Genomic DNA, 24,829 nt, shown 5'->3' with positions numbered 1-24,829 from the left:
GTGCGTGTTCCTGTTCTCTTCGGTTGGGGTTAGTTCCACCATTTGGGCAGTGGTGGTTCGGCCACGGTGCTGCGGCGGGTGATGAATCGCGCGGTGTGGGCGCAGGTCGGGCAGTTGTGGCCGGCGACGTGGCGGTCGGGTCGCTGCTGGAAGTGACCGTGCGTTCGGCAGGTGATGGTGATGTGCGTGTGCTGGTCGACGTACTCCACGGCGTCGTAGCTGTAGCGGCTGCCGTGCGCAGTAATGGCTGCGCTGAGGAATCTGCGGTGCCGGGCTGCGGCGCTGGACCCGCGTCGCGCTGAGCAGTCGGGGCAGGCGGCGCCGCGGCGGTGCTCGTTCGGGGTTTGGTTGAAGATGCCGTGGTCTGAACATCCGATGCTGATGGCGGTGTGGGCGTTCCGGTACTCGTGGGCGACGCGGCTGTAGTCGTACTTGTCGCCGTGGCGTTGACGTGCCGCGAGCAGGAAGGCGTCGGTCCGCGCCTCGAGATTGCCGCTCAAGAGGCACCGCCACTGCACCCCGAGAAACGGCTGTAGGAGTTCGCCCGCCCACGAGGCCTGTCGCCCGGGCTCCGCGGCTCGCGCTGGCGCCACATCAGCTTGAAGCGGAAGTCCTCGAGGGACACGTCCGCGCCGTCCGGGAACAGGGAGAGGATGTCCATGCGGTGCCCGGGCGACGCGACGTCCGCGCGCAGCCATGCGAGGTCGCGTCGGAGACGGTGAATCCCACCGTCGCCGAGGTGGCTGACTTCGGACCAGTGCCGTCTGCGAAGTTCGGCGAGGGTGATGCTGAGCCGCGCGGCCGTACGGAGCTCCTCGGCCTCGTATCGTTTCTCGGCGGAGATGCGCTCCGCGTGAATGTCGTCGTTGGTCTTCGCCGGGCCCGCCCAAGCTACCGTGAGGGCGTAGTCCCGCAGGCCGAGCAGTGGGGGTCGGCGGTGGCGGATTCGGGTGTAGCGGCCGCGGGCGGACGGCTGCTCGTGCAGCTCGATGTACGCGTTCACGCTTCGCGCACCCCATCGAGCGCCGAGCTCCAGAAGTTCGGTTCGCTCTTCCTCGGTGTGCTCGTGAGCCGCGCGGATGTGGCACGTCTCGATGATGGGTACGCCGGGTCTCTGCCCCGGACCGACAATCATGGAGTCGAGCACATCCGGGCTGAAGTTGGAGTTGCTCGTAGTCAAGGCTGGTCCTTTCGGGTGAGGGTGATTCCGAGGTTGGCTTCGGCGAGGGCGTTAGCGGCCTTGAGGCCGAAGGCGAGGAGCGCAGAGCCGGAACCGGGGCTACCCAGGGAGGGCTTGCCGGTTCGTCCGTCGATGAACTTGATGCGGCCAGCGAGGAAGCACAGGGCCGTCGCTCGGGACGCTGCCGCCTGGAACCAGGCGGTGTCGGTCCGGGCGAACACGAGGGCGATGCCGTCGCCGTGGTCGGCGAGCTTCTTCATCCAGGTGCCGGTCTCGCGTCCGTAGGGCGGGTTGCACCAGACTGTGCCGCTCCAGGGCGAGGTGAGTCCGTCGTCGGCGACTGTGTAGTGGCGGTCGGCGGGGATGGACGTCTTGTTTGCGCCGGGTGAGCACACGTCGATGTCGTAGTGGATGCCGATGGCATCGATGAGCCAGCGGGGCGTGTACCACTCGACCGTCTCAGCGCTCTGCGATTCGTGGGTGAAACCGGAGCGGGTCCGCGGAGTCGGTGGGCGGGTCTTCTGATTGGCGTTGTCAGTCACGCCATCCGTATGCGGGATCCCTAACGCCAGCTGTTGAGATCAAGGATCCCGATCCGAGGAGGGCGCCCCTGAGGCGGCCGTGAGCGCTCGCAATCCCCGCCGTTGCTGGGGAGTAGAGCCGTTGGACGATGATTCGCGAGGAGTGATGGGCCTGCTGGAAGCGCGCCTCCTCTCTCTTTCGCAAGTGGGCACTGTTGATTACTATCAGCCTCAGATACTCGGTCCGCAAGAGGAAGCAGGCGCTCGTGAACGACCCAAGGGAGCCCCAGCAGTTCGGCAGCAGTGCACACCAGAGCGAGACGCGCGAGGAGGAGTTACACCGCGTGGCTCGGGTCCCGTTCGCGGACCTACGCGACCAGAGTCCCCCAGACATGCAAGCCCTCTACGCGGAGCTGCAGGAGGGTCAGGCTTTGATCCCTGGCCTGAGAATGGGGCTCGGTGCGCTCACCGTTCAGCGGTGGGACCCGGCGTACGCCGCCGCCGATTGGACGTTGTACGGAGCGGACCTCACCCTCGACATGGGCCACCCGTTCGGGTCGATGTTCTACCGCAACGTCGCCGACGGTCGGGTTTTGCGGGTCGGGGTGAAGTGGCATCCGCCGATGCAGCAGCTCGAGTTCCCTGCCCTGCACCCGTCGAAGCCGGAGCTGACCTCCGACTGCACCGACGACGAAGTCGCTGCGGTGGTATTGGATGCGCGGAGTCGGATAGGGGCTCTTGTCGCGGTCAACGCGCAAATCGGGTCATTCGTCGCCACCGAAGAGTCCGAGAACGCGATCCTCGACGCGTCCGGGCTCGGGCTCGAGCGACTTTCCGAAGACGACGCGAGGCTCGCTGGCCGCAAGGCGTCCCGGCCGGCAAAGCCGGGCGGGGGCGGCGCTGATGGGTGACCGGCAGTGGGTGCAGGACATCCGACACCAGCAGACGATCCTGTCGTTGCCGTTCGGGCTCGGATGGACAATCGACATCACGCAGACGCTGGTGGCATTGGCGGCAGCGGGGATGCCCGCTCGTGTGGAGGCGTTCGATCGGCTCCGGTTTGATGACGGCCGGTCCGGATTCCTGTCCACCCCGAACCCGACCGCGACGATCAACGACGACGGCCCACCCGCTGAACGGACCGAGGACCTCATCGTCATCCCCGGTGGGTCGGAAGGCGGCGTGCTTTCGCTCGCCCGCCGCTACCCGGACTTGGTGGTCGTGAACGGGAAACGGCAACGCGTTTGGGCAGGCGGGCGGCAGGTGTACGGGTCGTCGATGGAGCGTGACGCGACACCAGGGTGGCGGACCGTGTTCGCGATCGCCCGCACCGTCGCTTTGCACGGCGGCGGCACACGCGCTATCGCGGACCGCATCGGCATCTCACTCGACGAGGTGCGCGCCGCGATGCCCCCTCTCGGGACGCACGTGTTTCACACGCCGATTGGATGGGAAGCAGCCGACCAGGCCGCCCTGTGCGACTGGGCCTTGGCGGCGTATCCGGGTTACGGCGGAATCCGCACCTGCTGGCGCCGCGACACCACTATCGACGCGCAGGCCGATCAGCTCATCAGCCTCGGCGGGGTGATGTCGGACCGGTGGGCGGCACAGCAGTCCGGCGTCATCGTCCCACCGAACCGACTGACGGCGTTCTTCGCCCAGCACCCCGACATGACCGCGCTCGGCTACGAGCCCGCCACCGTGAACGAGGCGACAGTGTCGGTCGTCATCCCGCAGGACACCACAATCCTCACCGGTGCTGACGGGTGCTGCACGGATGACTTCATCACCGCGCACCTCCTCTACGAAGACAGCTGGGTTGCCGCGAACACGGACGCGGTCAACGGGCTGCGGCAGCTGCTGCACTTCCGATTCGACCTCGCCCACGACCTCCGCTGGCACCCCGGCAGCGATAAGGGCGGGATGAGCTGATGCTGCAACTGCTGTCGCTGGCCTTGGCCTACGACGACACCCGGTTCTTCGGCTCCGTCATGTTCACCGACCCCGCCCACCCGGACGACAAGCCGGCGACGGTCCTCATCGACCACGCCGATGAACCGCCCTGGTTCCGCCTGACCAACGTCGACCCGACGGCGCAGGACTCGTCGGTCCCGGCGATGGTCGAGGCGGATCGCATCATGCGGTTCCTTCTCCGGTACACGCCTGAGCGCCTCGGCCGCACCCGCGCCGACTTCCCGCAGCCCTGACCCCGCTCTGCTCACACCCATCCCTCTGGAGGTAGTTGCTGATGATGCGTCTGGTGTCCATGCACCTCTCGAACGACCGAATCCTCTGGGGGCACGTGCTCCTCGAGGACACAGAGAACCCGGACGCGCACCTGGCGCAGATCCTCGTCCGCCCCATCGACGTCGAGCCCGGGTACGAGCTCTACGACAGGACAAACACGGTCCTGTCAGACTTGACCGTGCCGGCGGTGCGGGAAGCGAACCGCATCGTGCAGACCCTCCTCATCCCCGCCTCCGAAATCGCGCGCAGGGAGAAAGCCGTCAGGGCGGTCATCCACTCGGGGTACTTGGAAGGGTTCCCGGACGACATGCCGTGGCAGTCGCAGCTGTGGATGTACGCCCGCGGGGAAGTCACCCGCGAACAACTGTCTGCGTACGCCGACGAAGGCGGACAGATCCCCCGCCAACCCGAACACTCCGCGGTCGGTCCGGCGGACGTCCCTGAGGACTGGTGGCAACCACACAAGCCCGCATCCGCCGGAACCTGCTCAACACAACCCTCACCGAGGCGGAAGTCGCTGCGGCCCTGCAGGTCAGCATTGAGGAGGTCGGTGAGCTGTTCGAAGCGAACCGGCTGATGAGCTTCGACCTCGACGGCGAAGAACGCATCCCCGACTGGCAACTCGTGAAGCCCGCGCTCCCCGAGTTCGGCGACCCGTCGTCACTGCTGCCTGGTCTGGACGTCCTCTACGCAGCAGCACCGCAACCGCTCCTTGACGCTGCCGCGATGACGGAGTTCATGACCACACCCCTCGACTTCCTCACAGTCGACGAACGGGTCCTGACCCCGTTGGACTGGATGCGGGAAGGGCGACCGCTGACGACGATCATCGCCCTGTTCCGCGGACGACGGTGGCGACCATGACCAATCGGCCAGACCTGTTCCTCCTCAACGTCGCCTACGACGCCACCGGCGTGCACGGGCACGTGTTCTTCCGCGACCCACCCAGCACCGAGCTGCGGCAGGTCATCATCCGCAGCACCGACACCGGCACCATCTGCGAACCAGCACACGGCGACACCCGCACCGGATGGGAACCATTCCTCGAGGAAACCCGCTGGCTCATCGCCCTCACCCGGCCCGACACACCGGAAGAGCGCAGCTGATGGGGCCCGGGCTTGAGTGGGTTGCCGCCGCGTACGCGGGCCGGCCGCAGATCACGATGCCGTACGGGCTCGGCGACACCACCGACCTCACCAACACCCTCTCAGTCCTGAAAATCGCGGGGCTTCGCGCGATCGTGGAATCGCACGACACGATCCGCCTGCCCGACGGCCGCCGCGCACGCTTCCCAGCCCTCACCCAACGCCCCCGCGGCGAGGACCCGGATGACGCGGAACTGCTGCTCCTTGCTCCGCGGACCGTGACTGCGACGCAGATCGCCCTCGCAGAACAGACGACGACGGTGCTGCTGGTCGACGTCGACCGGCGCCGCGTCTGGATCGACGGCAGACAGACCCTCGGCACGAAGGAACGGTGGAAGGACGCCGCCCCCATCTCCGTCACCTTCGCCATAGCGCGGATGCTTGCCGTCAACGGCGCCACCTTCGACAGGCTCGTCCGGGCCGGGCTGACTGCCGGGCAGGTGGACGACGGGCTCGCACGCCTCGGCAAACGCGTGCACCGCACCGACATCGGGTGGGAGTCGCGACAGGTGGGAGGGCTCGTCGACTTCGCCATCGCCTGCTACCCAGGGCCGGGCGGTGTCAGGACACGGTGGACGTCCGACCTGCCGCTCATGGAACAGGCGGAACGGCTCATCGCAGCGGGCTGCCGAATCTCCGGACGTGCCATCTCCGACCGGCCCGACTACCCCGCCATCAGCAAACACGAGCTGCCCTACCGGGTCGTCGCGTTCACGGAGCATGTAGTCGATATGGTCGCGCTCGGCTTCGAAGCCGACACGATCGGCTTCGCCGGCACAGAACTCATCCGACCGGCCGACCCCACGATCTTCCTCACAGCGGACGCTGCCGGCTACACGGACCGCACCGACGACATCATCACCGCCAACACGCTCCTCCGCGCCGACTACCGCAACGCCGACGACGCGGCCTCACTGCAAGAAGTACGCGACCGGCTGCAGTTCCTCGCTGACACCGGATACGACCTGCGACACAACCTGTTGAGCTGACTCACACGATCACCCTCACGGCGCATGCCGATCATCCGCTGGGCGGCCTGCCGCGCGAGACGGCCCTCATGCCGGAGGACGACGAGGTTCGGTATCAGGACCATGAGTCGAACGCGCGGTGGGAGCGCATCGATAGCCTGCGTGCATTCCGCTGCGCCACACCCACGCCGGTAACTTCAATTCGCCGCGCCCCGCCTCCACCCACATGGCGTCCCGCGTCATGCTTCACACAATCGCATCATCGCGGCGAATCAGTCGGTCCGGAGACTGGAACAACGCGCACACCGGCATCGGCTTCTCGCGCTCACGCACCTCCGCCTCACGAACCTCCACGCCGAGCGAGAACGGATGAGACGGTACCCATCAATCAGAACGACGACGACCCACAAGACGAAGCGTAGGAGCGAACACCGACACGCCAGAGACACGTCCGCAAGAGCGGGCCGTCAAACCTACCGGAGGTTGCCGTCACTCCCCCGGCTCCGACTGATCGAGGGCAGCTTGCCCGAGACCGCTGACCTCTCATCGGATTGGCGGAATGCGGTGGCGATGCCTGTAGAGTCTCCGCACCGGTACTACGATCGGCAATCTGCGCAGGGGGCGCACGGGAGGGCTCAACATGGCAACGAAGCAACAAATTGCACAGGAGAAGTACAATCTTCTCGCATCGGTTGCAAACCCGGAGGCAAGCGAAGGACTTTCGCGGCCCCGTTCCGTCCTCGCGCTATGGTTCCTCAGGAACATTGTAGGATTCGACGACCTCGACGCCTACGAATTTGTCAGTGACGGCACGGACGACCGCGGGGTTGACGCTCTCTACGTCGAAGCGCCTCTCGGCGATGGTGACAATGACACTCTGGTACTTATCCAGTCTAAGTACCCAGAATCGCCGAAGGAGATCGGCGAGCCTGACATCGCGTCGTTTACCGGGTTTGCTAGCCACTTCGCCACACTCGAAGCGCTGGACCAGTTGCTGCAGGACGGACCCATCGAACCGCCGCTTGCAGCGCTAATCAAACGACTCAACATTCGCTCGAAGTTGTCCCAGGGCAAATTGCAGACTCGCTTGATTTTCTTAACCGCCGGAATCCTCGGGAAAAAAGCCACTCAACTCGTCCGGGCTGCGAACCAGGCGCACGGCGCAGACTACCTGACTGCCTATGACCTCAATCGGCTAGCGCCGATATGTGAGGCCTTCCTGGTGCCGCAACCCATTGACCTCGACGTCGACGTCGAGGCACCGGAGTCGCGCCGTTTCCAAGTAGATGTCGATGGCCGCAAGCAAGTGGTCGCGGCAGTGAAGGCCAGCGACATCGTGAAATGGCCTGGCATTGAAGACCGCACTTTGTTCGACCTCAACGTCCGGAAGGAGCTGCGCCCCAATAGGGTCAGTCGTAGCTTCCGAAAAGCCTTGGAGAAGACCGCCGACCACGAGAACTTTCTCGCTTTTCATAACGGCCTCACAGTCGTGTCGCACAAGATTGAAGTCATCGGGGACACTGTGAAACTCTCCGGCGTGTCAGTGGTTAACGGTGCACAAAGCGTTCTAGGACTGAACGACCGTAGTGAGTTCTTGACCGACGATCTACTGCTCGTCGTGAAGTTCGTAGAGATCGGCGAACACAGCCAGGTTGCGCGCGAAGTCGCCTGGAGAAGCAATAGCCAAAACCCCGTCAACGCTCGCAATCTCCGAGCACTCTCCGGAATCCAACTTCGGTTGGAAAAGGAGATGCGTGACACATACCCGGGTTACGTGTATGTGACGCGCCCGGATGCCAGTGCGAAGTACACCGGGACTGTCATTCAAAATGACTCGGCGGCCCAGCTCCTCTGTGCCGTGTACACAAAGCAGCCCTGGCTCGCCGTGAAGCTCCTCGCGCTTTTCGAGGAAGAGAATTACACTCTCATCTTCCGAGACTACATCGGCGCGAGTCACATTGTCTTGGTCCACGAGATTAGCGAGGCCGTAACCCGCATAGAAGAACAGATCCCGAGGATCTATCTTGGCGCTCGGAAACTCACTCAACTCGTCATGGTTTACCTTACAGCGGAACTCATGCGGACCGAGGAGACTTCACTCGGATACCTTGAGGACCCCGCGACAGCATTGGAAAATTTGGAAGACCTTCGGAAAGCTTTGGAGGACCTTGCCCGGCATGCTGCCGGCTCGCTGGCAAGCAGGGCCGAAGACTATGTCGACGATGAGGAACAGTTCGACGACTACAAGGTCGACTTCAAGAACCGGGAAGTTCTGGTGAAGCTGGCGAAGGACGCCCGCAAGCAGTACGCGTACTCTCGGCGGATCGAGAGGCGTCAGAACTGAAGTCCCTGACCGCCGGAGTGCCCAGCCCGCGGACCCCGGCGGTGGGAGAGCACCTTCCACCACCTCAGAGCAGAGTGGTCGAACTGAGGCAGAGGCCCTGCGCTGTAGGGCAGGATGGTGGCCATGAGTGAAGCTTCCGCTATTGGCACCGACACTGCCGAGCTTCGGAAGGCTCGCGGAGCGTTCTTCACACCGCTGAAGGTGACCGAGTTCATCGCCGAGTGGGCGCTCCGCACCGGGACCGAGGAGGTCCTCGAGCCCTCCTGCGGCGAGGCGGCGTTCCTCGTGGCAGCAGCCGACCGGTTCGCACAGCTCGGGTGGAGAGACACGCCGACGCTGCATGGTGTGGAACTCCATGCTGAGTCGGCGAGGACCGCGAAGACGCTGGTCGAGGCGACCGGGACGCACGCAGATGTGATCGTCAGCGATTTCTTCCTCCTTGATCCCGCGCCCCGCTACGACGTGGTTATCGGCAATCCCCCATATGTTAGGTATCAAGACTTCGCTGGGGAGTCGCGCAGCCGGTCTCGTGCCGCCGCGCTCCGGGGCGGCGTGAACCTCACCGCACTCGCGTCGAGCTGGGCCGCGTTCACAGTGCATTCGGCGTTGTTCCTCAAGCCTGGCGGCCGCATGGGCTTGGTGCTGCCTGCTGAGTTGCTGAGCGTGAATTACGCTGCCGAGATTCGCTCTTTCCTTATGCGCTCCTTTGCCGAGGTGCAACTGGTGATGTTTGATGAGCGTGTCTTCCCCGGAGTGTTGGAAGAAGTCGTGCTGCTCCTTGCGGACGGATACCAAAACGGCGCGGCGACCCATATGTCGATCTACCAGGTCTCTTCACCCAACGACCTCACCCCGGACCTCGTCGCCTACCCGTGGACACCGACGACCCCCGGTGGGAAGTGGACACCGTCGCTCCTGGGCCGAGACGCCCTCGCCGCATACAGCTCAGCAGTGCGGTCTGACGCTTTCACGAGACTGGAGGACTGGGGCGACACCACTCTCGGAATGGTGACCGGCAATAACAAATACTTCGCGCTCTCGCCCGAGCGCGTTCGCGAACTTGGGCTTATTGGAAGTGATCTAGTGCGGTTGTCGCCGCCCGGTTCCAAGCACTTGCGCGGCCTTGAGCTCACGAAGGACCGGTTGCGGAACCTCGGTGAGGAGGGCGCGGCAACGTGGTTGTTCAGACCTGCAGGTACTCCGTCCCCAGCTGGGCAGGCATATATCGATGCCGGCCACCGAGCCGGAGTTGATACCGCCTACAAGTGTCGGGTTCGCTCACCGTGGTGGAGGGTGCCGGTGATCCAACCGGCGGACCTATTCCTGACCTACATGAATGCTGACACACCTCGGATCACGACAAACAAGGCTGGCGCACATCACCTCAACAGCGTGCACGGCATCTACTTGCAACCGCATGTGCGTGATATCGGTCTAGAACTGCTGCCCGTCGCATCGTTGAACAGCCTGACGCTGCTCGGCGCGGAGATGGTCGGGCGCGCTTACGGCGGTGGCATGCTGAAGTTGGAGCCGCGCGAAGCTGACGAGTTGCCCGTGCCCTCACCAACGCTCGTGGCCTCGGCTGCAGGCGATCTAGCTCAGATAAAGCCCGCAGTGCGATCACGCCTGCGCGCCGGCGATTTATTGGGCGCTACGGTTCTCGTGGACGAGGTGCTCCTAGCGCATGACATGCACTGCACCGCCACGCAGATCACCGCAATTCGCGCCGCTCGCGCGGCGCTGTACTCTCGTCGCGCTGCCCGTGGCGGCGAACCGCGCACCGAAGCCTGAGCCGCCATGTCATCCCGAAGTGACTCGTTCAGCATCTTTGACAGCATCCTCGCCGCAACTCACGCAACCGACCCGTGGCGACACCAGTACGGGAACGACCCGCTCTACGAGCCCGACTACGCGCTCCTAGAGCAGCTATTGACACTTCCAGTCGCATCGAACAAAACCGCTGCAAGCGGGTCCCTCGCTGGCGGCGTTGACTCGTGGCTTTCCCACGAACTTCGCCGCGCCGGTTTCGGTCCCGATGAGGTCTGGCCGCGCCCCACCCGGCCGCGGATCCTTCCGAGGGACGTGGCAGTGCTCCTTGACAGGCTTCCTGTCGGGCTTGCCGCTGAGGTGCGCCGTCGCTTGGAAAGCCTCCCGGCTGTGGCGCCCTCAGACGCACACTTCCTCGGGCGGGCGTACGAGAAGCAGGTAGACGTCGCGATAGCCCGTTGGGACCGCGGCCCTGAGTTGCTCCTCAGCACCAAGACTCAAGTGTCCTCCTTTGGAAAGAACCTGCCGAATCGATTTGAAGAGGCATATGGAGACGCCGGCAACCTGCGCTCGAGGTACCCATTGGCAGCCGTCGGGTTCTTCTTCGTTCAGCGCGACACAATTCTGACCGAAGAGCCCGCAGCCTTTGAGCGCACGGTCGACATGATGCGTAAGCTGCGCGATCTAGGCGGCACCAACGGGTACACGGCTACCGGACTTGCCCTCGTTCATTACGAGAGCCCGACTGATGGTCCGCCTACTGAACCAGTACGAGTGGTACTTGACCAGGTGCCGGAAGACGTCCGTCCCGAGCAATTCATGGTCAGCATGGTCCATCAAGTACTCACGGCCACACCGATCTCGCAACATGTGAACGTCCGGAGCCTGCTTGAACGCCGCCACATCCCAGTTGCCGAGCAAGACGCGATCACAGAGGCGGAGAGCGACGCTGGTGACGACAGGTTGGTGTAGCACTACTGCGCGCCGCGACCGCAGCCGGAATCATCGGCAGTCCTGCAGCACCGGGGGCGGCTGCGACGACGATAAGAGGTTTTTACTCGTCGTCAATTTCAATTTGGGCACGCCAGCTCGGACCTACGACATCGTTAAGTAGCGGCGACCGCCGCGGGGTCGAAGTGTGCAGACACCTTGATCTGCGAAGCGAGGCCCGCCGGTGCCCCGAATTCGTGGACAATCGCCGCCCGGGCAGCCGATAGCACCTCGGTAAGGCTAGGTCCAAACGCCGCCGTTACCGGTAGCTTCTGCACTGTCGCGATCCAAGTCGAGTCGTCATGCGTGACATCGATCTGGAATTCGACGCTCTGCAGTAGCGCCCAGTTGGCATCGGCGAGCATCGGAGCGAGGTTTTCGCGGACGTGGTCATCATGTCGCCACTCATTCTGATCTAGCCACTCGTTGAGTTCGACGGACGAACCGAAAGAGATACTCCGGTCATTCTCGTAGTCGAATAGCGTGATGCTATCCGCATCACCCTCCCACCCGATGTTGAAGAGCGACGTGCCCAGGGCGCCGAACGACCACAACAACGACGTGCCCGTGTCAGTAATGACGAGCTCGCAGTACCATCCCGGCCGTCCATACAAGGCGTCGCCAAGGGCCGCCCACCAGGCTTCGCAGTAAGGCTCGGAAAATTGGTTTGCGGCGGCGAGATATGCAGGCGAACCCAAATTCAGTTCAATCTTGACCAGCGTGTGCGGGGGGCGTGTGGCGTCGGCCATGGGGTCCTTCGTGCGGTGGGCGGTCCACGAATGCTAGTCGTTTGGCGCTGTTCACCGCGAGGGGTCCCTCCAAATCGGGCCGCTGCGAACCCGCTGCCAAGACGTAACCGGTTCGACGCTCCGCTTTCCACACCGACGCTCACAGTCCTAGACTCAGCTGCATGATCGACTTCGCCGCTGCGACTGACGTTGCGCGACGCGTACTCGAGGTGGCACCGTCGATCCCAGGTCGTTTTACGGACCCAAAGCTCATCTTCCTGCGCAATTTTCCGAGTGGGTCCTGCGACTCGATGGCCTACGCCATCGGCGCCGTGCTCAAGGACGAGGGTTTGGGTGACTGGTGGGTTGTCACGCAGACCGACGGAACTAGCGGCCATGTTTGGCTCGAATGGCGAGGGGAAGATGGCAGCCCCCTCTTCTCGATCGACACAACCGCGCACCAGTTCGCCGGAATCGACGAACCCTACATCGGTGCGGGACCGACCCCTGCTCGTCGCCGCTTCAGCGAACCCGATGCGGCCGTACGCTTCTCGCAACTTCCGTACTACTGGGCGCGTGACTGCGATTTGGCACTCCTCGAGCACGTTCGCAACTATTGGCCCTGACAGCGATCGTCCGCCCTCACCTCGGTTGCTCCGTTTCCGACGGCCAGATCGCCTCGCTGAGCGGTTCCAGAGCGGCCGCAGCTCGCTGGGATGACGCGCGGAGCAGATCGACGTGACGTGGCTGATCGCCGAAGAACCGACAGAGGTCCGTGTTCGTCTCGTGGAGGGTAGCAACAAGTTGTCCGACCATGTCGGCGACAACGTTGCGCGGAGCCCGAAGACCGACGATCAGGCCAGTCTCGTTCGTGGCAACGAATGTGTTGATGCCGATCCGCTGGCCATGCGCGATCGATGACAGCGCTGAGTATCGAAGCCGTCCGTCGGCTGCGCCGGTAGCTGCGTTGAGAAGACCGGCGACCAAGTCGCTGAGATCGATCTTGCTCGGTGCTGGTAGTCCGAGTCTCGTAAACTCTGCCAAGTAGAACCGTCGCTGCTCAGCGGCGTCGAGACGTTCGCCGTTACGGTTCCAGATCGGTTCCTCTAGCAACTCCGAGTATCGCAGATCGGAACGCAGAAAAGACAGCACAGTGTGGAGGAACTGATCCGAGTCCGGTCGCTGCAGTAGGTGCCAAGTGCGCGCGAGCGACTCGAGGGCGCCGCGAGCCACAGTCGCCAGCGCAGTGGACCGCACAGTCGGGGTTCGAAGCAACGCCACGAACCCTCGCACATGATCGAAAGCGGACATGTTCGCGTACTGCATGAGTAGGAAGCCATCGATAGCGAATTGCGGTTCTACGCCCTGCCAGAGCTCGGCAGCTGCAGAACCGGCAGGCGGCTGACGATCCGCAGTTTCATTGGTGATCGTCTCTGCGGCCCGTACAAGTAGCAGTAGCGCCTGGCTGATGGCTTGGATGTCAGCTGCGGTCGGAACGTCGACGTGCAGCCCGGCCTGTAGTTGAACGGGTGGCGACGCGGGGTCAGTTGAGCAGATGGAATGCATGCAAGCAGCCTGACATCTCGCACTGTCATTGTTGGGAACTGCTGCAGGTTCGGTTGACTGCTGACGGGAAGGGGGGCTGTCTCAAAGGGTGCGCCACGACGAAGCTCGTCAACGATCTCCCACAGCTGGTCACTGTCGAAGAGCTACTCAACCCGTACGGTCCTCTGCTCGTTGTGCCGCTTCCGACCGCCCCCGTGAACCTTTACGCACGTCCGCTGATGTAACTTACGCCGGCTACTGGCACCGCTCGCCCGGTCGCAGGGACGCCGCGCGACAGACAAACAAGGTGCAAAACAGACAGTTCGAGACACTTTCGCTTCCCTGTTCACAATCGACAAGCACCGTTTAACGCTCGTCGACGAACCGCGGGAACTAGCATGAAACGCCACCGTGATCGTGCCGAGCACGTACCTCTACCAGCCACCGGCCACCGGCCACCGGTCACTAGGCTGCGCCGCGACATAGCGGCTGTTGCACGCGAAGACGGCGCGGGCGGAGGCGGCACCCGCGCTTCCGCCGTACCCTTGAGTCATGGCTAGAACGGCGCGCGCGACTCCTGCCGAGCTCGCTCCCGCGCCGTGGCCAGATAGGCACTCGTCGGATCCGTCGGCTGAGGTGGCACGCCAGTTCGTGCTGAACCTTCATGACGCGATGGCCGGTCGAACACTGCGGGACGTCGCCGACCAGGTTGGTATTCACCACGTCACCCTGCTGAAAATCCTCCATGGCCGCGCTTGGCCCGATCTCGCAACGGTTTCGCGGCTCGAACTCGGACTGAACGCCGACCTGTACTCCTCCGCCGATGTGCGCGCCGAACTCGCGAAAGCGGCATCACCGTCGACGGCGGAGCCGCGCCCCAAGGGGTCAGTGGCATAGAGCCGAAGGTCCCTTCCTCTACGTCGCGAAGCCTCCCGAGAGGCTGACCCGCCCAGTTCACCGCCCTGGCTTCGACGAGCAGGTCCACAAGGACCATGGTCAAGCGCACCAGCATGGACCCGCGGTGCGAGTTTGTCTGCACCTGCCGGGCACCCGAGCGGAAGTTGACAGAGGCACCGACGATCTCATCACCTCGACGAGCATTGATATCAGCGCGGGGGCCGAAGTCCGCGACTTCAATCTGTACTCCGGGCGGAATGATGAAGCCCCCGAGCCCGGCGAGGTGAACCGAGGAGCCCCCGATCCGAACGATGCGCAGCTCAGCCGATCGTCGAACAGTAATGCTGATTAGTATAAGCACTATGGCTCCCGGAGACGAGCGCGCAGGTGAATCGGCGCACTACTACTACACGCCGCAGATGCCGCCGGAGATGTGGACCCGCATCGGTGGCTTCGTCAGGGAGACGGTCCGCGTAGCGGCGCCGAAGACCGCGTACACGGAGAAGCAGCTCTACCCGGTCACGGCGAAGCTCACGCGATGGGCTGTCGAAACGGCCGGCTACCCGTTGAAGGTGAAGATGCTCTTCCATCCCGCAACGGTGGACCAGTTCAGCCGTCAGGGTCTCGAGGCGTACACGAACGCCGGTCGCGCAACCATGCGGTCCAAGCTTAGGAGCATGGCGACGGCTCTCCTGGGACCGGACCGAGCCCCCGACGCCAAGCCAACGATCACGCGCTCGGGTCCGTCCGCTCCCTACAACGAGCAGGAGGTCGCCTCGCTCCTGTCGTGGGCGTCCGTACAGCGCTCTCCAGAGCGCCGTAGTTCCGCGGCGGCGTTGCTGGCGCTTGGCCTCGGGGCTGGTCTCACGGGCCGCGAAATCTGCGACGTCAAAACCGAGGATGTCAGCCTGAGCACTGACGCGATCGTCCTTCGAGTAGGGGGCGCGAACCCACGTCGAGTTGTGTTGATCCGCGAGTGGGAGGACGCGCTCCGTCGTCGCTGCGACTTCATGGAGGGTGAAGGCTGGCTGTTCCGGGCAGGCCAGGAGGGTGGGAACGCGAATCTCATAACGGACTTCGTGTCCCGCAACCCGGGCGCGTCCACTTACAGGCGCGTCGGATGCGAGCGACATGGATCGTGCGCCACCTCACTTCGGGGACACCGCTACCAGTTCTCATAGCTGCTGCTGGCGTTCAATCCGCGGAGGCGTTTGACCGGCTCCTGCCCTTCGTAACGGAACGTGATTGGGACAGCGACCGACGTTTCCTCCGTGATGCGTAGCGAGGGCCGACACTTATGCGCCGGCCCGCACTCGCGCGTCTACTCGCCCGCGGGGCGACGTCCGCGACGTCGGCCGAGGGCTGTGGGCTGGCCGTTGGTGATACCCGCCGGCAGAGCTGAAGCAGCCTTCGCCGCTTCCTTGGCTGCGTTGCGCTTGTCGACTGTGCGCATGCCCTTGCGGCGCGGGGGCTTGGTTGGGAATCGCTTGTAATCGCTGCGGCCCTCTCGGTCCCGGAGTCGTTCGCGGTGCACGGGTGTGACGACTCCCGCCGCACGGTCGTGCAGGAACTTGTTGATTCGCGTGAAGTTGGCGGCCGTGAGGATGAAAGCGAGGAGGAAGGCTTGTGCTGCCAGGCCGCGCATCCGGCGCTTCGACGCATCACCGAGATTACGGTTGTTCTTCAGGTATGCATTGAAACCTTCCATCGACTGCCGGTCGTGGCCGAACACGCTGAGCCACTCGTCGCTGGCGTAGTGCAGTTCCTGTCGAGTCGTGAGCGCGTCATCCCACTCGACCTTCACCGAGTCCTGGCAGCAGATGAGATCTGGATGCCCCGGTACGAGGTCCTCGTCAATCGGCGGCCGATGAATGTCCGGACTTTTGCTCGCTTGGGCGTGCATCTCGACGAGCGGGCAGGTAACCGTCGGGCTCTTGCCACGGGCAGGGCAGCGAAGGCGAATGGCTCCGTTCCCATCCGGACCGCCCGACCGCGGGCGGGCGAGATACGACTCGCGGGCCTCGACCTTCTTGAAGTACTCGCGCGGAGCGATGCGGCGCTCACGAGCGTCATCAGTCGCGGTGCGCAGGTCCACCGGGGTCGCAGGGCAGTACAGCCCACCCTCAATCTCGAGCAGACCGTGCACGGTCTGCTTCTGCACACCGAGCTGACCGGTCCTGCCGCCCTTGTAGTCGATGACGAGCCCTATGCCACGTTCGGCCATCGGCCGACGGAAACCGTTGACAGAGATGTTCGCGCTGTAACCGCGGTCAGCCGTGAGCCGCTTCACAGTCCAGCCTCGTTCGAGGAGCGAATCAATCCCAGCCACGGTCCGCTCTGCCACGCTGCGGCCCCACTGGTGCAGGCTCGCGGCAACGATGAGCTGCGGGTGCGCGTCGGGCTTCTTCGGGTCGGTGACGCTGAGGAACAGGCTCGCAGCGAACGATTGCTCGTAGTCGGACGCGGGACCGTCAAAGTCCTTGTTCTGTCGGCTCTTGTCGAGCGGGTAGGGAGTCGCGTCTGGCTCGACGACGGGACGGTCGGCCGGTGCCCACTTCATGCGACCGTCGACCTCGACGTAGACCTCGTCCGGGACCTCGGGGCTGCCCGGGAGCTCGTGGTCTCGCTTCCACGGCATCAGCTGGCTGTAGGTCGCGATGGATGTCTGGTCGACGGAAACACCACCTTCCCAAGCGTCCTGGTACTGCTGAGGAACGGCGCGCATGCTCATGTCGAGAAGCGCGTCGATGAAGAGCGACGACCGCGGCGCCTTTACCGCCTGCACCAGTGGGTCGCGCTTCTGCAGCTGACGCTCGCGCTCAGGGAGCAGCATCCCCTCACGCCGGTTATCGACCGGCCACGCGTCCATCAACTCGATGATTACATCCAAGGTCCGCTTGACCCGCATGTACCAGTTCCAGTAGTCCTTCTTGGGATTTCCGGTCTTCTTCACGTTCGCGATACCGAGTTCTTCACGAGCCTTTTTCGTAACTCGAACGTGCAGGGCGCTGGCGATGTCGGAGATGAGCAGCGGAGAGTTCTCCTCGGCCAGGAGCAGCACCACAGTGCACAAGGCATTGAAGCTGAGCACCGGCGGCCTGCCTCCAGCGTGCTTGCCGTGGTTGTCCTCTGCACGCCAACCGGCAACCATCGATTCGACGCGCGCCGCGGTGATGCGCTTTGAGCACCGGCGGATGTCGCGCCGCTTGAGTGGTGTGGTCTGCCGTCCCGCGGCTTCGACCTGCTGTTCGTCGATGAGGCCGATGGCTCGCATCGAGTCCATGATGGCTCGCGCACCTTCATCGAAGCCGCCGTCGAGGATGTCGTCGTCGTTCCTCACTTCGCACCTCCGAGCGCCGCCGGGTCGCGGAGGACCTCGCGCATCTCAACCGGGTCCGGCACAGTGAAGAACGGTTCGTACTGGGCAAGCGACGAGAAGTGCTTCAGGCCCGACGCGTACACGAGCTCCCCGGCCGTCAGAACGGGGCACATCGTGGCAATCCAGCTCGCTCGGAGCCGCTCAGGGTTTGGCATCCGACCGGTCGTGTCTCGATTGTGGCGGAGCTTGAGGTCCTTCCGAGACCGCTCCGTGGTGCGTCCCGCCTTAACGAAAAACTCATCAGGCTTCGCGTCCTTCAGCACCCGCGCGACGTACCGTTCGAAGGACCGGAGAACTGCGACGGAACGCGCGGCGCCACGGCGGATGTGAATCACGTAACCCGTCCCGATGGCTTCGATGTCACTGACGGCGACATCGTGGGCTTCCGCACGTCGCAAGCCAGCGCCGCCACACAGACCCATGAGCGCCAACCCCAGACGCTTCTGCGCCTCGTCCTCCATGGCACCGACCCATGACGACATCTCCGCGAGCTCGCGGCTTGTGAGCGGTGTGACGGGCGTGACCCCAGGACAACCCATCACCCTCGGAGACCTGTCCGCGCCGAGCGCTTCGCCGACGAGCAGAAGCCGCCGCTCGTACTCCCTGCGCTGGAGCGCCTTCTCCTGCGTCGCGGCGAAACGACGGACGGTCGCTGCGTCCAGCAGCACAGACGGTTTGAGCGACAGGCCCTCGCCTCCAGTAGCCCAGAGGGCCAAGCGCGTGAGGGGAAGCATGACCTCGCGGACATCCTTCGCCTTCGCGTAGTCGACACGAAGGGCGCAGTCGACGACGAAGTCCTGCACGAGTCTCCACTTCTGGAGAGGCAGTTGAGGCGTGTAGCCCATGATGGCTTCCCGAACGTCCACGGCGTGTCGTTGCTGATTACTAGCACCAGAGTGTGCTACCGCACGCGTCGGAAGGGAAGAGCGGACTGAGGGGTGGGATCTTGGATCTTGGTTCACGTGATCCGTATGCCGCTGAGCCGATGCCAGCCGCGAAGGGCCAAAACTCGCGTCTCACGGCTTGTTCAACGACACGTAACTATCATAGAGGGTCTCGTTGGTGATTCCAATCAGAAGATTGGAGCGGGCTCAAGCTTCTTCTGGTTCGCCTCAGTCGAGACGCTGCAGGAGCTCGTCGCTCGAGAGGGTGCCGACGTCGAACTCATCGCACATCGTTCGAACCGCACGGTCGTTCGTCACCACCATCCACTCGTATCCGAAGAGCCCTTCCTCTGCTTCCTCGCGCGCGTCGAGCGCGCAAGCGACGAGTAGCGGGTCAGCGCTACCCCGGTTGTTGTAGAGGTCCAGGAGACCGAAGTCGCCGACGCGCACCCGGCTCATCACCTCAACCAAGCGCGCCAACACACGCGCCGATGTCGGGTACTCGAACGTGCGAAGCAACTCGATGTCGGGTAGGAAGCGTGCTTCATGGAGCACCTCTCCGGGCACTCGACAACGCTCCGATACGAATCGCGAACCACGCTGCTCGATGGTCAGCTGTGTCAGCACAGTGTTGTCGAGGAGGTAGCGTCGTCCGATCATCCCAACGCCTCGCGGAACTCGCCGATCTCGCGAGGACTGATTCGGTTGCCACACACGGAGCGACAGAACTCCCGTGGGGAGATTCGACCGGCATCGAGAGCTTCAAGCATCCGATTAGACAGCTCCCTGCCGTTGTACTTGCGAACGCCGTTCACTGGTTTCGGCGTCCGCGCCTGCGAGCGCGGACGAGCGGCGAACTCTCTCTCGAGCTCCCTGAGGTGCGACCGTGTCACGGCGGCAGTAATCAGGCAAAGGTGTTCAGCGCGCACGACCATCGCGCTCGGAGTCACCTTGAAGTAGTCGGCCGCCGCTCGCAAGTCGTCGAGTGAGGCCAGCGGGTGGCGAAGGACTTCCTCCGCCGGCATGAGTACCTCGGCCGTGATCTCGTACTCACGGCCAGCATCGACCGCAGCACTTCGACCGTCGTAGGTCACCGGCGCGAAGATACCTCGCGCGACAAGAACCGTCAGGAGTGTCAGCGTGAAGAGCTGACGTCCCTCCGGCTCCTGCGAATCCCCGTGGTCGCCTCCTGCCAGGAAGATGTAGGGCACCTTCCGATCTCGCACCGTCAGTCCACTGAACTTCACTTTGATGAGCTGCGGCATGAAGCCTTGGACGCTCCGCGCAACGAGCACTTGCTTCGACTCAAGGTGTGCAATCAGCATCTCGAGGGCGCGCCTCTTGGTAGACGCACGGCGGAGCGCCCCTGGTTCGAGCTCCAGCGCCCGCAGGAGTGCAATCGCGTCCTCCGCAACACTGCTGCCTGGCTTGCGGAGGGAGCCGACGATCTCGTTGTCAGTGAGCGTCTCGTCGTGCTTACGGACGAGCATTTGCTTGCGCAACAAGTCTTTGACAATGAGTTCGACGTCACGCAACCTCACGGTTGCTCTCGAGTTCACCGAGAACGTCTCCTTGCTGACACCCTGAAGCAGCTTGGAGGTCTTCACCGCTACCTGCGCGTCGACGACGTCGTGCGTCGCGAAGAAGAGAGTCCAGGGCACCTGCGCAGCTCTTGCGAGGTCCACCAGATCCGCGAAGCGGATCTGGCCATGGTCCAGGGCGTCTCGGTACGGCTTTCGCTCGGCAACGACCGAGTTCTCGATGAGTGCGACGAAGACCAACGGGTCGATCTGCGTTTTCTGCCCCTGCAGAAGTACCGCCATACGTGGCGGCGTCACTTCAAAGGCCCCTCGAAGTTTCCCACGTAACCGAGTATCAGTCAGAGACGCAGAGCGACGCCACTGTGCATCGAAACTTCGCTCTCAAGGAACGCCAGCGCGGCGAACGAGCGCCCGCCCCAGCCGTCGTGAGCGGCCTCCGATGCATCGGTGCGAGCGTCGAGAAGACGCTCCCGCAGGCACGAGCAAACGCACGATGCCGCCAACCGGTTCACCCCAGACCGCTCCCCGCACAACGAAAAGAGGCCCCCAGAGCAATCTGGGGGCCTCTCATCAGGGGTTTTTAGTTTCGTAAGCAGTGACGCTCAGTTCCGTAAACGCCCCCTGTGGCGGTACCGGTGGGATTTGAACCCACGGTGGAGTTGCCCCCACACATGTTTTCGAGACATGATCCTTCGGCCGCTCGGACACGGTACCGGGAGAGAGTTTACACGATCCGGGAGGCCCCCGGCGACACCGCAGGACGCCTCACCCTCCACAGGTGGCTGGCTGCACGGCCTCTCCACAGACCCAGCGTCCCCGCTGATCCGACGAGTCCCGCGGGCGTAGCGTCCTGGACATGAAGACGCGCACCCTCATCGCACTGATCTCCTCCGTCGGCGGTGGCCTCGTGGTCGCCGGTGGTGCAGCCATGGGCGCCCGGGCCGGGGTCAAGGGACAGCGAGCAGCCTCACAACGGGTGGTCGAGATGCTGCCCATCCACGCGGACTGGTGGCGCGAGCGGCTCCACCACGAAGGGCAGATCACGTACCTCGCGATCGGTGACTCCGCGGCGCAGGGCGTCGGTGCGACGGTCCCGTCCCGCGGGTACGTCGGCCTGCTCGCCCGACGGGTCCGGCACCGCTCGCGCATGACCGTCCGGGTCGTCAACCTCAGTGTGTCCGGAGCGACGACCTGGGGTGCGAAGCGTGACCAGCTGCCGAAGCTGCAGCACTTCACGCCCGACGTCTGCACGGTGTCGATCGGCGCGAACGACATCGCCGACTTCCACCCGGACAAGTTCGAGCGCAACATCCGCGCGATCTACGGCGCTGTTCCCTCCCACGCGGTGGTGGCCGAGCTGCCGTGCATGTTCTCGCCGGACCGCGAGCGCAAGGTCGCCGTCGCGAACGAGATCATCCACCGCGTCGCCGACGAACTCGGCCTCACCGTCGCTCCGCTGCACGCCATCACCAAGCGCGTGGGCATCCGTCGCACGTTCTTCAACACCTACGGGGACCTGTTCCACCCGAACGACCGTGGGTACGAGGTCTGGGCCAGCGCTTTCGAGCCCGCGATCGACGCCCGCGTGGACACCGTCGCCGCGATCCGGCACTACCTCTCCGCGAGGGAGGCCGAGGAGCTCGGTCGCGAAGCCGGTGCTGTCGCGAACGCCCGCGCGGAGCAGGACACCGACGGCGCCGACGACCTCGAGCACGCCCACCAGGCCGGTCCCGTCGAGCGCCTCCGACAGCGGATGACCGGGTCGGTCCCCACGCAGCAGGAGCCCGACGAACCGGTCGACAGCGCCTCCGAACAGACTGACGCCGACGCCCCCGACGCCCCGTCCAAGCAGTCGGGTGATGTCGGCGGCCGGGCCTAACCTCGTCGCATGGCCCGCCCCCAGTCCACGTTCCGCTGCTCCGAGTGCGGGTGGACCACGATCAAGTGGGTCGGCCGCTGCGGTGAGTGCCAGTCGTGGGGAACGGTGGAGGACACCTCCGCCACCACGGCCAGCGCCCGCGGCACCAACGCCATCGCCGTCACCGGCACCCGCATCGCGCAGCCCATCACGCAGGCCCGCGTCGGCGCCGTCCCGCGCTGGCAGACCGGCATCGGCGAGTTCGACCGCGTGCTCGGCGGCGGGATCGTCCCCGGCGCCGCCGTCCTGCTGAGCGGGGAGCCGGGGGTCGGCAAGTCGACACTCCTGCTGGAGGTCGCCTCGCGCGCAGCTGCCATGGGCAAGCGCGTCCTCTACGTCAGCGCCGAGGAATCGGTCGACCAGGTCCGCCTCCGTGCTGAGCGCACCGGGGCGATGCACGACGACCTCTACCTCGCGAGCGAGGTCGACCTCGGAGTCATCCTCGGGCAGATCGACCAGGTGCAGCCCGACCTGCTCATCGCCGACTCGGTGCAGACGATCTCGTCGGCCTCGATCGACGGCATCGCGGGTGGCACGTCCCAGGTCCGCGAAGTCGCATCGACGCTGATCCGCGAAGCCAAACAGCGCAACCTGCCGGTCCTCATCGTCGGCCACGTCACGAAGGACGGCAGCATCGCGGGCCCCCGCCTGCTCGAGCACCTCGTCGACGTCGTCTGCCACTTCGAGGGTGACCGGCAGACCGCACTCCGCTTCGTCCGGGCCCTGAAGAACCGTTTCGGCCCCACCGACGAGGTCGGCTGCTTCGACATGGCCGGCGACGGCATCCACGAGGTCCCCGACCCGAGCGGCCTGTTCATGTCCCGCAACGGCGCTCCCGTGTCGGGCACGTGCATCACCGTCGCGATGGAGGGCCGTCGTGCGCTCCCCGTCGAGATCCAGGCCCTCGTCGTCCCGAGTTCGGCGCCGCAACCGCGCCGGGTCGTGAACGGGGTCGACTCGTCTCGCGTGGCCATGCTGCTCGCGGTCCTCGAGCGCCGCGCGGGCATCAAGCTCTCCGATGCCGACGTGTACGTCTCCACCGTAGGTGGCATCAAGATCACCGAGCCGGGCGCCGACCTGGCCATCGTGCTCGCGCTCGCCAGTGCTGCGCGGGACCGCCCCTACCCGCACACCCTCGCGGCCATCGGCGAGATCAGCCTCGCCGGCGAGATCCGACAGGCCACCGGGGCGAAGCAACGCGCCAGCGAGGCCCGGCGCCTTGGCTTCTCGACCGTCCTCGGCGCAGACGCCGAACACCTGCGCGAAGCACTCCGCGTCGCGTTCTCGATGACGAAGTCCGTCCGCGAACGCGAGCTCGACGCCGCGTTCTGACCCGGGTGGGCCGACCTCAGGCGCGCAATGCGGCCAGCAGGTCCACGGGGTCCGACTGCATCGTGTTCGGGCCGGCGATGTCGAAGAAGACGCCCTCGAGCGAGTCGAGGTGGGCGGCGAGGAACTCCTCGAGCCGCTCGGCGTCGTAGACCATGACCTGCCGGACCTTCTCGTCGGGGACCATCGCGGTGTAGGCATCGGCCGACGAGAACAGCAGCAGGATGCGCTTCTCCGAGCTCTCCCGCCCGAAGACACGCACCTGCATGTCCTTCTTGCCGGTGACGAGCCGGGGGACGATCACGATGTCGTTCCGCAGCGCGAACGCGACCGCGGCGACATCCTGCTGTGCGAGGGCTTCCTCGAGCTGTTCGCTCCGGAAGCGCTGTTCCTTGTCTGCCATCACCACCAAGTTCACCAGATTTTGGACGATCACGGCGACTTCGTCTGGTCCTGGCGCTCCAGACGCGCTAGGTTGGTGAAACCGCTTCGGCGGCGCCCAACGTCTGGACGAGGTGCAATGCCCCTCAACCGGACTCACGGGTCACTGGCCTCCGGGTCTGACCCCGAACCCGTCCCGCCGGCACCTGCCCGCGTGGCGCATCACCCTCGTCGACATACGACCAGGCTCCGTCTGCGTGTCATACCGCGATGGAAAGCAAGAACAGTTAAGGAAACGCCATCATGGCAACTGGAACCGTCAAGTGGTTTAACAACGAAAAGGGCTTCGGGTTCATCGCCCCGGACGACCAGAGCGCCGACGTCTTCGCGCACTTCTCGGCGATCTCGGGCAGCGGCTACCGCGGCCTCGAGGAGAACCAGAAGGTGGAGTTCGAGATCACCGAGGGCCGCAAGGGCCCGCAGGCGGAGAACATCACCGTCATCGGCTGAACCCCTGAGGAACGCTGACCGTCATCCGGTCGGCTGACCTCGAACACGACCGCGGTCGGACTCGATCGATACTTCGTCATGACGAAGTTCGATCGGCCGGCCGCGATTGTGTTTTCATGCACAGAACGCTTGCAGCAGTCGCCAGCCTCGCCGTGGTCACCCTCACCCTGACGGGCTGCGCGCAGCTCCACCAGCAGGTCGGCGACGCCTGGGCTGTCACCTACGAAGTCAGTGTCGACGCCCCTGACGCCAGCACCCTGCACGACGTGCGCTACCTCGGTGCCGAGCAGCGCGGCGATGCAGCGACGATCCGCACGATCGCGAAGGCCGCCACCCGCCCCGGCGCTGCCAACGGCGGCACGGCCACCTGGACCCACGAGTCCATCGTCCTCGCGAAGGACCCGGCCTCCGTCCGGGCGACGCCCCCGGCGGCCCGGAGCGCCACCTGCCGCATCCTGCTCGACGGCCAGAAGGTCATCGCCGAGGAGCACGGTCCCGCTGGCAAGCCGGTGCGGTGCCGAGCCGAGACCCCGGCGTTCGGGTAGCCCGAGCCCA

At 64.7% G+C, this 24,829-nt stretch carries 27 protein-coding genes and 1 tRNA gene; 17 read left to right on the top strand and 11 right to left on the bottom strand.

Annotated features, from left to right (window positions below):
• Positions 1 to 29: 29 nt before the first annotated feature.
• From OXR63_RS01315 to OXR63_RS01305, 3 genes are read right to left on the bottom strand one after another with little or no spacing between them, the layout of a single operon-like run.
• Positions 30 to 500, bottom strand: coding sequence for a hypothetical protein (locus OXR63_RS01315; protein WP_267419527.1), 471 nt, complete (start codon positions 498 to 500; stop codon positions 30 to 32).
• Entirely contained in the window at positions 497 to 1,180 is a 684-nt protein-coding gene (locus tag OXR63_RS01310) for a hypothetical protein (protein WP_267419526.1), read from the bottom strand. The genes OXR63_RS01315 and OXR63_RS01310 overlap by 4 nt, the downstream gene beginning before the upstream one ends.
• Complete coding sequence (locus tag OXR63_RS01305; protein ID WP_267419525.1) at positions 1,177 to 1,722, bottom strand: DNA N-6-adenine-methyltransferase; 546 nt, start codon at positions 1,720 to 1,722, stop codon at positions 1,177 to 1,179. The genes OXR63_RS01310 and OXR63_RS01305 overlap by 4 nt, the downstream gene beginning before the upstream one ends.
• A 194-nt stretch (positions 1,723 to 1,916) precedes the next feature.
• Between OXR63_RS01305 and OXR63_RS01300 the strand changes: the two genes are divergently transcribed.
• The 10 genes from OXR63_RS01300 (at position 1,917) to OXR63_RS01255 (ending at position 11,144) form a co-directional block, all read left to right on the top strand.
• Complete coding sequence (locus OXR63_RS01300; RefSeq protein ID WP_267419524.1) at positions 1,917 to 2,612, top strand: hypothetical protein; 696 nt, start codon at positions 1,917 to 1,919, stop codon at positions 2,610 to 2,612.
• On the top strand, positions 2,605 to 3,633 hold the full coding sequence (locus OXR63_RS01295; protein ID WP_267419523.1) for a hypothetical protein: 1,029 nt from the start codon (positions 2,605 to 2,607) through the stop codon (positions 3,631 to 3,633). Before OXR63_RS01300 ends, OXR63_RS01295 begins: the two co-directional genes overlap by 8 nt.
• Complete coding sequence (locus OXR63_RS01290; RefSeq protein WP_267419522.1) at positions 3,633 to 3,908, top strand: hypothetical protein; 276 nt, start codon at positions 3,633 to 3,635, stop codon at positions 3,906 to 3,908. The genes OXR63_RS01295 and OXR63_RS01290 overlap by 1 nt, the downstream gene beginning before the upstream one ends.
• A gap of 53 nt (positions 3,909 to 3,961) precedes the next feature.
• Positions 3,962 to 4,525, top strand: coding sequence for an antitoxin VbhA family protein (locus tag OXR63_RS01285; protein ID WP_267419521.1), 564 nt, complete (start codon positions 3,962 to 3,964; stop codon positions 4,523 to 4,525).
• Positions 4,525 to 4,812 carry a hypothetical protein gene (locus OXR63_RS01280; protein WP_267419520.1) on the top strand — a complete coding sequence of 96 codons (288 nt, stop codon included), beginning with the start codon at positions 4,525 to 4,527 and terminating at the stop codon, positions 4,810 to 4,812. The genes OXR63_RS01285 and OXR63_RS01280 overlap by 1 nt, the downstream gene beginning before the upstream one ends.
• Positions 4,809 to 5,054, top strand: coding sequence for a hypothetical protein (locus tag OXR63_RS01275; RefSeq protein ID WP_267419518.1), 246 nt, complete (start codon positions 4,809 to 4,811; stop codon positions 5,052 to 5,054). The genes OXR63_RS01280 and OXR63_RS01275 overlap by 4 nt, the downstream gene beginning before the upstream one ends.
• On the top strand, positions 4,979 to 6,082 hold the full coding sequence (locus OXR63_RS01270; RefSeq protein ID WP_267419516.1) for a hypothetical protein: 1,104 nt from the start codon (positions 4,979 to 4,981) through the stop codon (positions 6,080 to 6,082). The genes OXR63_RS01275 and OXR63_RS01270 overlap by 76 nt, the downstream gene beginning before the upstream one ends.
• Positions 6,083 to 6,701: 619 nt before the next feature.
• Complete coding sequence (locus tag OXR63_RS01265; protein ID WP_267419515.1) at positions 6,702 to 8,405, top strand: AIPR family protein; 1,704 nt, start codon at positions 6,702 to 6,704, stop codon at positions 8,403 to 8,405.
• A gap of 123 nt (positions 8,406 to 8,528) precedes the next feature.
• A complete protein-coding gene (locus tag OXR63_RS01260) occupies positions 8,529 to 10,196 on the top strand; it encodes an HsdM family class I SAM-dependent methyltransferase (RefSeq protein WP_267419514.1) in 1,668 nt (555 codons plus the stop codon).
• A 6-nt stretch (positions 10,197 to 10,202) separates the two neighbouring features.
• The gene (locus OXR63_RS01255) at positions 10,203 to 11,144 is read left to right on the top strand and encodes a hypothetical protein (RefSeq protein WP_267419513.1); all 942 of its coding nucleotides are present in this window, start codon (positions 10,203 to 10,205) and stop codon (positions 11,142 to 11,144) included.
• A 134-nt stretch (positions 11,145 to 11,278) separates the two neighbouring features.
• Here OXR63_RS01255 and OXR63_RS01250 read toward each other — a convergent pair whose 3' ends face one another.
• A complete protein-coding gene (locus tag OXR63_RS01250; protein WP_267419512.1) occupies positions 11,279 to 11,911 on the bottom strand; it encodes a hypothetical protein in 633 nt (210 codons plus the stop codon).
• A 161-nt stretch (positions 11,912 to 12,072) separates the two neighbouring features.
• Between OXR63_RS01250 and OXR63_RS01245 the strand changes: the two genes are divergently transcribed.
• Complete coding sequence (locus OXR63_RS01245) at positions 12,073 to 12,516, top strand: hypothetical protein (protein WP_267419511.1); 444 nt, start codon at positions 12,073 to 12,075, stop codon at positions 12,514 to 12,516.
• Between the two features lie 16 nt (positions 12,517 to 12,532).
• Here the strand turns inward: OXR63_RS01245 and OXR63_RS01240 are convergent, their stop codons facing one another.
• On the bottom strand, positions 12,533 to 13,456 hold the full coding sequence (locus OXR63_RS01240) for a hypothetical protein (protein ID WP_267419510.1): 924 nt from the start codon (positions 13,454 to 13,456) through the stop codon (positions 12,533 to 12,535).
• A 615-nt stretch (positions 13,457 to 14,071) separates the two neighbouring features.
• Between OXR63_RS01240 and OXR63_RS01235 the strand changes: the two genes are divergently transcribed.
• Together OXR63_RS01235 and OXR63_RS01230 are read left to right on the top strand one after the other, a co-directional pair.
• Complete coding sequence (locus OXR63_RS01235) at positions 14,072 to 14,332, top strand: helix-turn-helix domain-containing protein (RefSeq protein WP_267419509.1); 261 nt, start codon at positions 14,072 to 14,074, stop codon at positions 14,330 to 14,332.
• Between the two features lie 362 nt (positions 14,333 to 14,694).
• Positions 14,695 to 15,513 carry a hypothetical protein gene (locus tag OXR63_RS01230; protein WP_267419508.1) on the top strand — a complete coding sequence of 273 codons (819 nt, stop codon included), beginning with the start codon at positions 14,695 to 14,697 and terminating at the stop codon, positions 15,511 to 15,513.
• Between the two features lie 140 nt (positions 15,514 to 15,653).
• Here OXR63_RS01230 and OXR63_RS01225 read toward each other — a convergent pair whose 3' ends face one another.
• The 5 genes from OXR63_RS01225 to OXR63_RS01205 form a co-directional block, all read right to left on the bottom strand.
• Entirely contained in the window at positions 15,654 to 17,672 is a 2,019-nt protein-coding gene (locus OXR63_RS01225) for a hypothetical protein (protein WP_267419507.1), read from the bottom strand.
• Positions 17,669 to 18,577: a hypothetical protein gene (locus OXR63_RS01220; RefSeq protein ID WP_267419505.1), complete on the bottom strand. Its 909-nt coding sequence runs from the start codon at positions 18,575 to 18,577 to the stop codon at positions 17,669 to 17,671. Before OXR63_RS01220 ends, OXR63_RS01225 begins: the two co-directional genes overlap by 4 nt.
• Before the next feature lie 246 nt (positions 18,578 to 18,823).
• Positions 18,824 to 19,255, bottom strand: a complete 432-nt coding sequence (locus OXR63_RS01215) for a hypothetical protein (protein WP_267419503.1) — start codon at positions 19,253 to 19,255, stop codon at positions 18,824 to 18,826.
• The gene (locus OXR63_RS01210; RefSeq protein WP_267419502.1) at positions 19,252 to 20,418 is read right to left on the bottom strand and encodes a hypothetical protein; all 1,167 of its coding nucleotides are present in this window, start codon (positions 20,416 to 20,418) and stop codon (positions 19,252 to 19,254) included. Before OXR63_RS01210 ends, OXR63_RS01215 begins: the two co-directional genes overlap by 4 nt.
• A 342-nt stretch (positions 20,419 to 20,760) precedes the next feature.
• A tRNA-Ser gene (locus OXR63_RS01205) sits at positions 20,761 to 20,850 on the bottom strand.
• Positions 20,851 to 20,992: 142 nt separating this feature from the next.
• On the opposite strand from OXR63_RS01205, the gene OXR63_RS01200 reads away from it, so the two are divergent.
• The gene (locus tag OXR63_RS01200) at positions 20,993 to 22,015 is read left to right on the top strand and encodes an SGNH/GDSL hydrolase family protein (RefSeq protein ID WP_267419501.1); all 1,023 of its coding nucleotides are present in this window, start codon (positions 20,993 to 20,995) and stop codon (positions 22,013 to 22,015) included.
• A 9-nt stretch (positions 22,016 to 22,024) separates the two neighbouring features.
• Positions 22,025 to 23,386 carry a DNA repair protein RadA gene (gene radA / locus OXR63_RS01195; RefSeq protein WP_267419500.1) on the top strand — a complete coding sequence of 454 codons (1,362 nt, stop codon included), beginning with the start codon at positions 22,025 to 22,027 and terminating at the stop codon, positions 23,384 to 23,386.
• 16 nt (positions 23,387 to 23,402) lie between these two features.
• On the opposite strand, the gene OXR63_RS01190 is transcribed toward radA, so the two are convergent.
• Positions 23,403 to 23,786, bottom strand: a complete 384-nt coding sequence (locus tag OXR63_RS01190) for an SseB family protein (RefSeq protein WP_267419499.1) — start codon at positions 23,784 to 23,786, stop codon at positions 23,403 to 23,405.
• Between the two features lie 281 nt (positions 23,787 to 24,067).
• Between OXR63_RS01190 and OXR63_RS01185 the strand changes: the two genes are divergently transcribed.
• Entirely contained in the window at positions 24,068 to 24,274 is a 207-nt protein-coding gene (locus OXR63_RS01185; protein ID WP_071278847.1) for a cold-shock protein, read from the top strand.
• A 116-nt stretch (positions 24,275 to 24,390) separates the two neighbouring features.
• Positions 24,391 to 24,819 (top strand): hypothetical protein, encoded by a 429-nt coding sequence (locus OXR63_RS01180; protein ID WP_267419497.1) that lies wholly within the window; start codon positions 24,391 to 24,393, stop codon positions 24,817 to 24,819.
• Positions 24,820 to 24,829 lie beyond the last annotated feature (10 nt).

It is taken from the genome of Curtobacterium sp. GC_Cur_3, from assembly GCF_026544205.1.
Taxonomy (GTDB): domain Bacteria; phylum Actinomycetota; class Actinomycetes; order Actinomycetales; family Microbacteriaceae; genus Curtobacterium.
The sequence above is the reverse complement of the archived record's forward strand: the minus strand, read 5'-3'. Positions and strand labels throughout refer to the sequence as shown.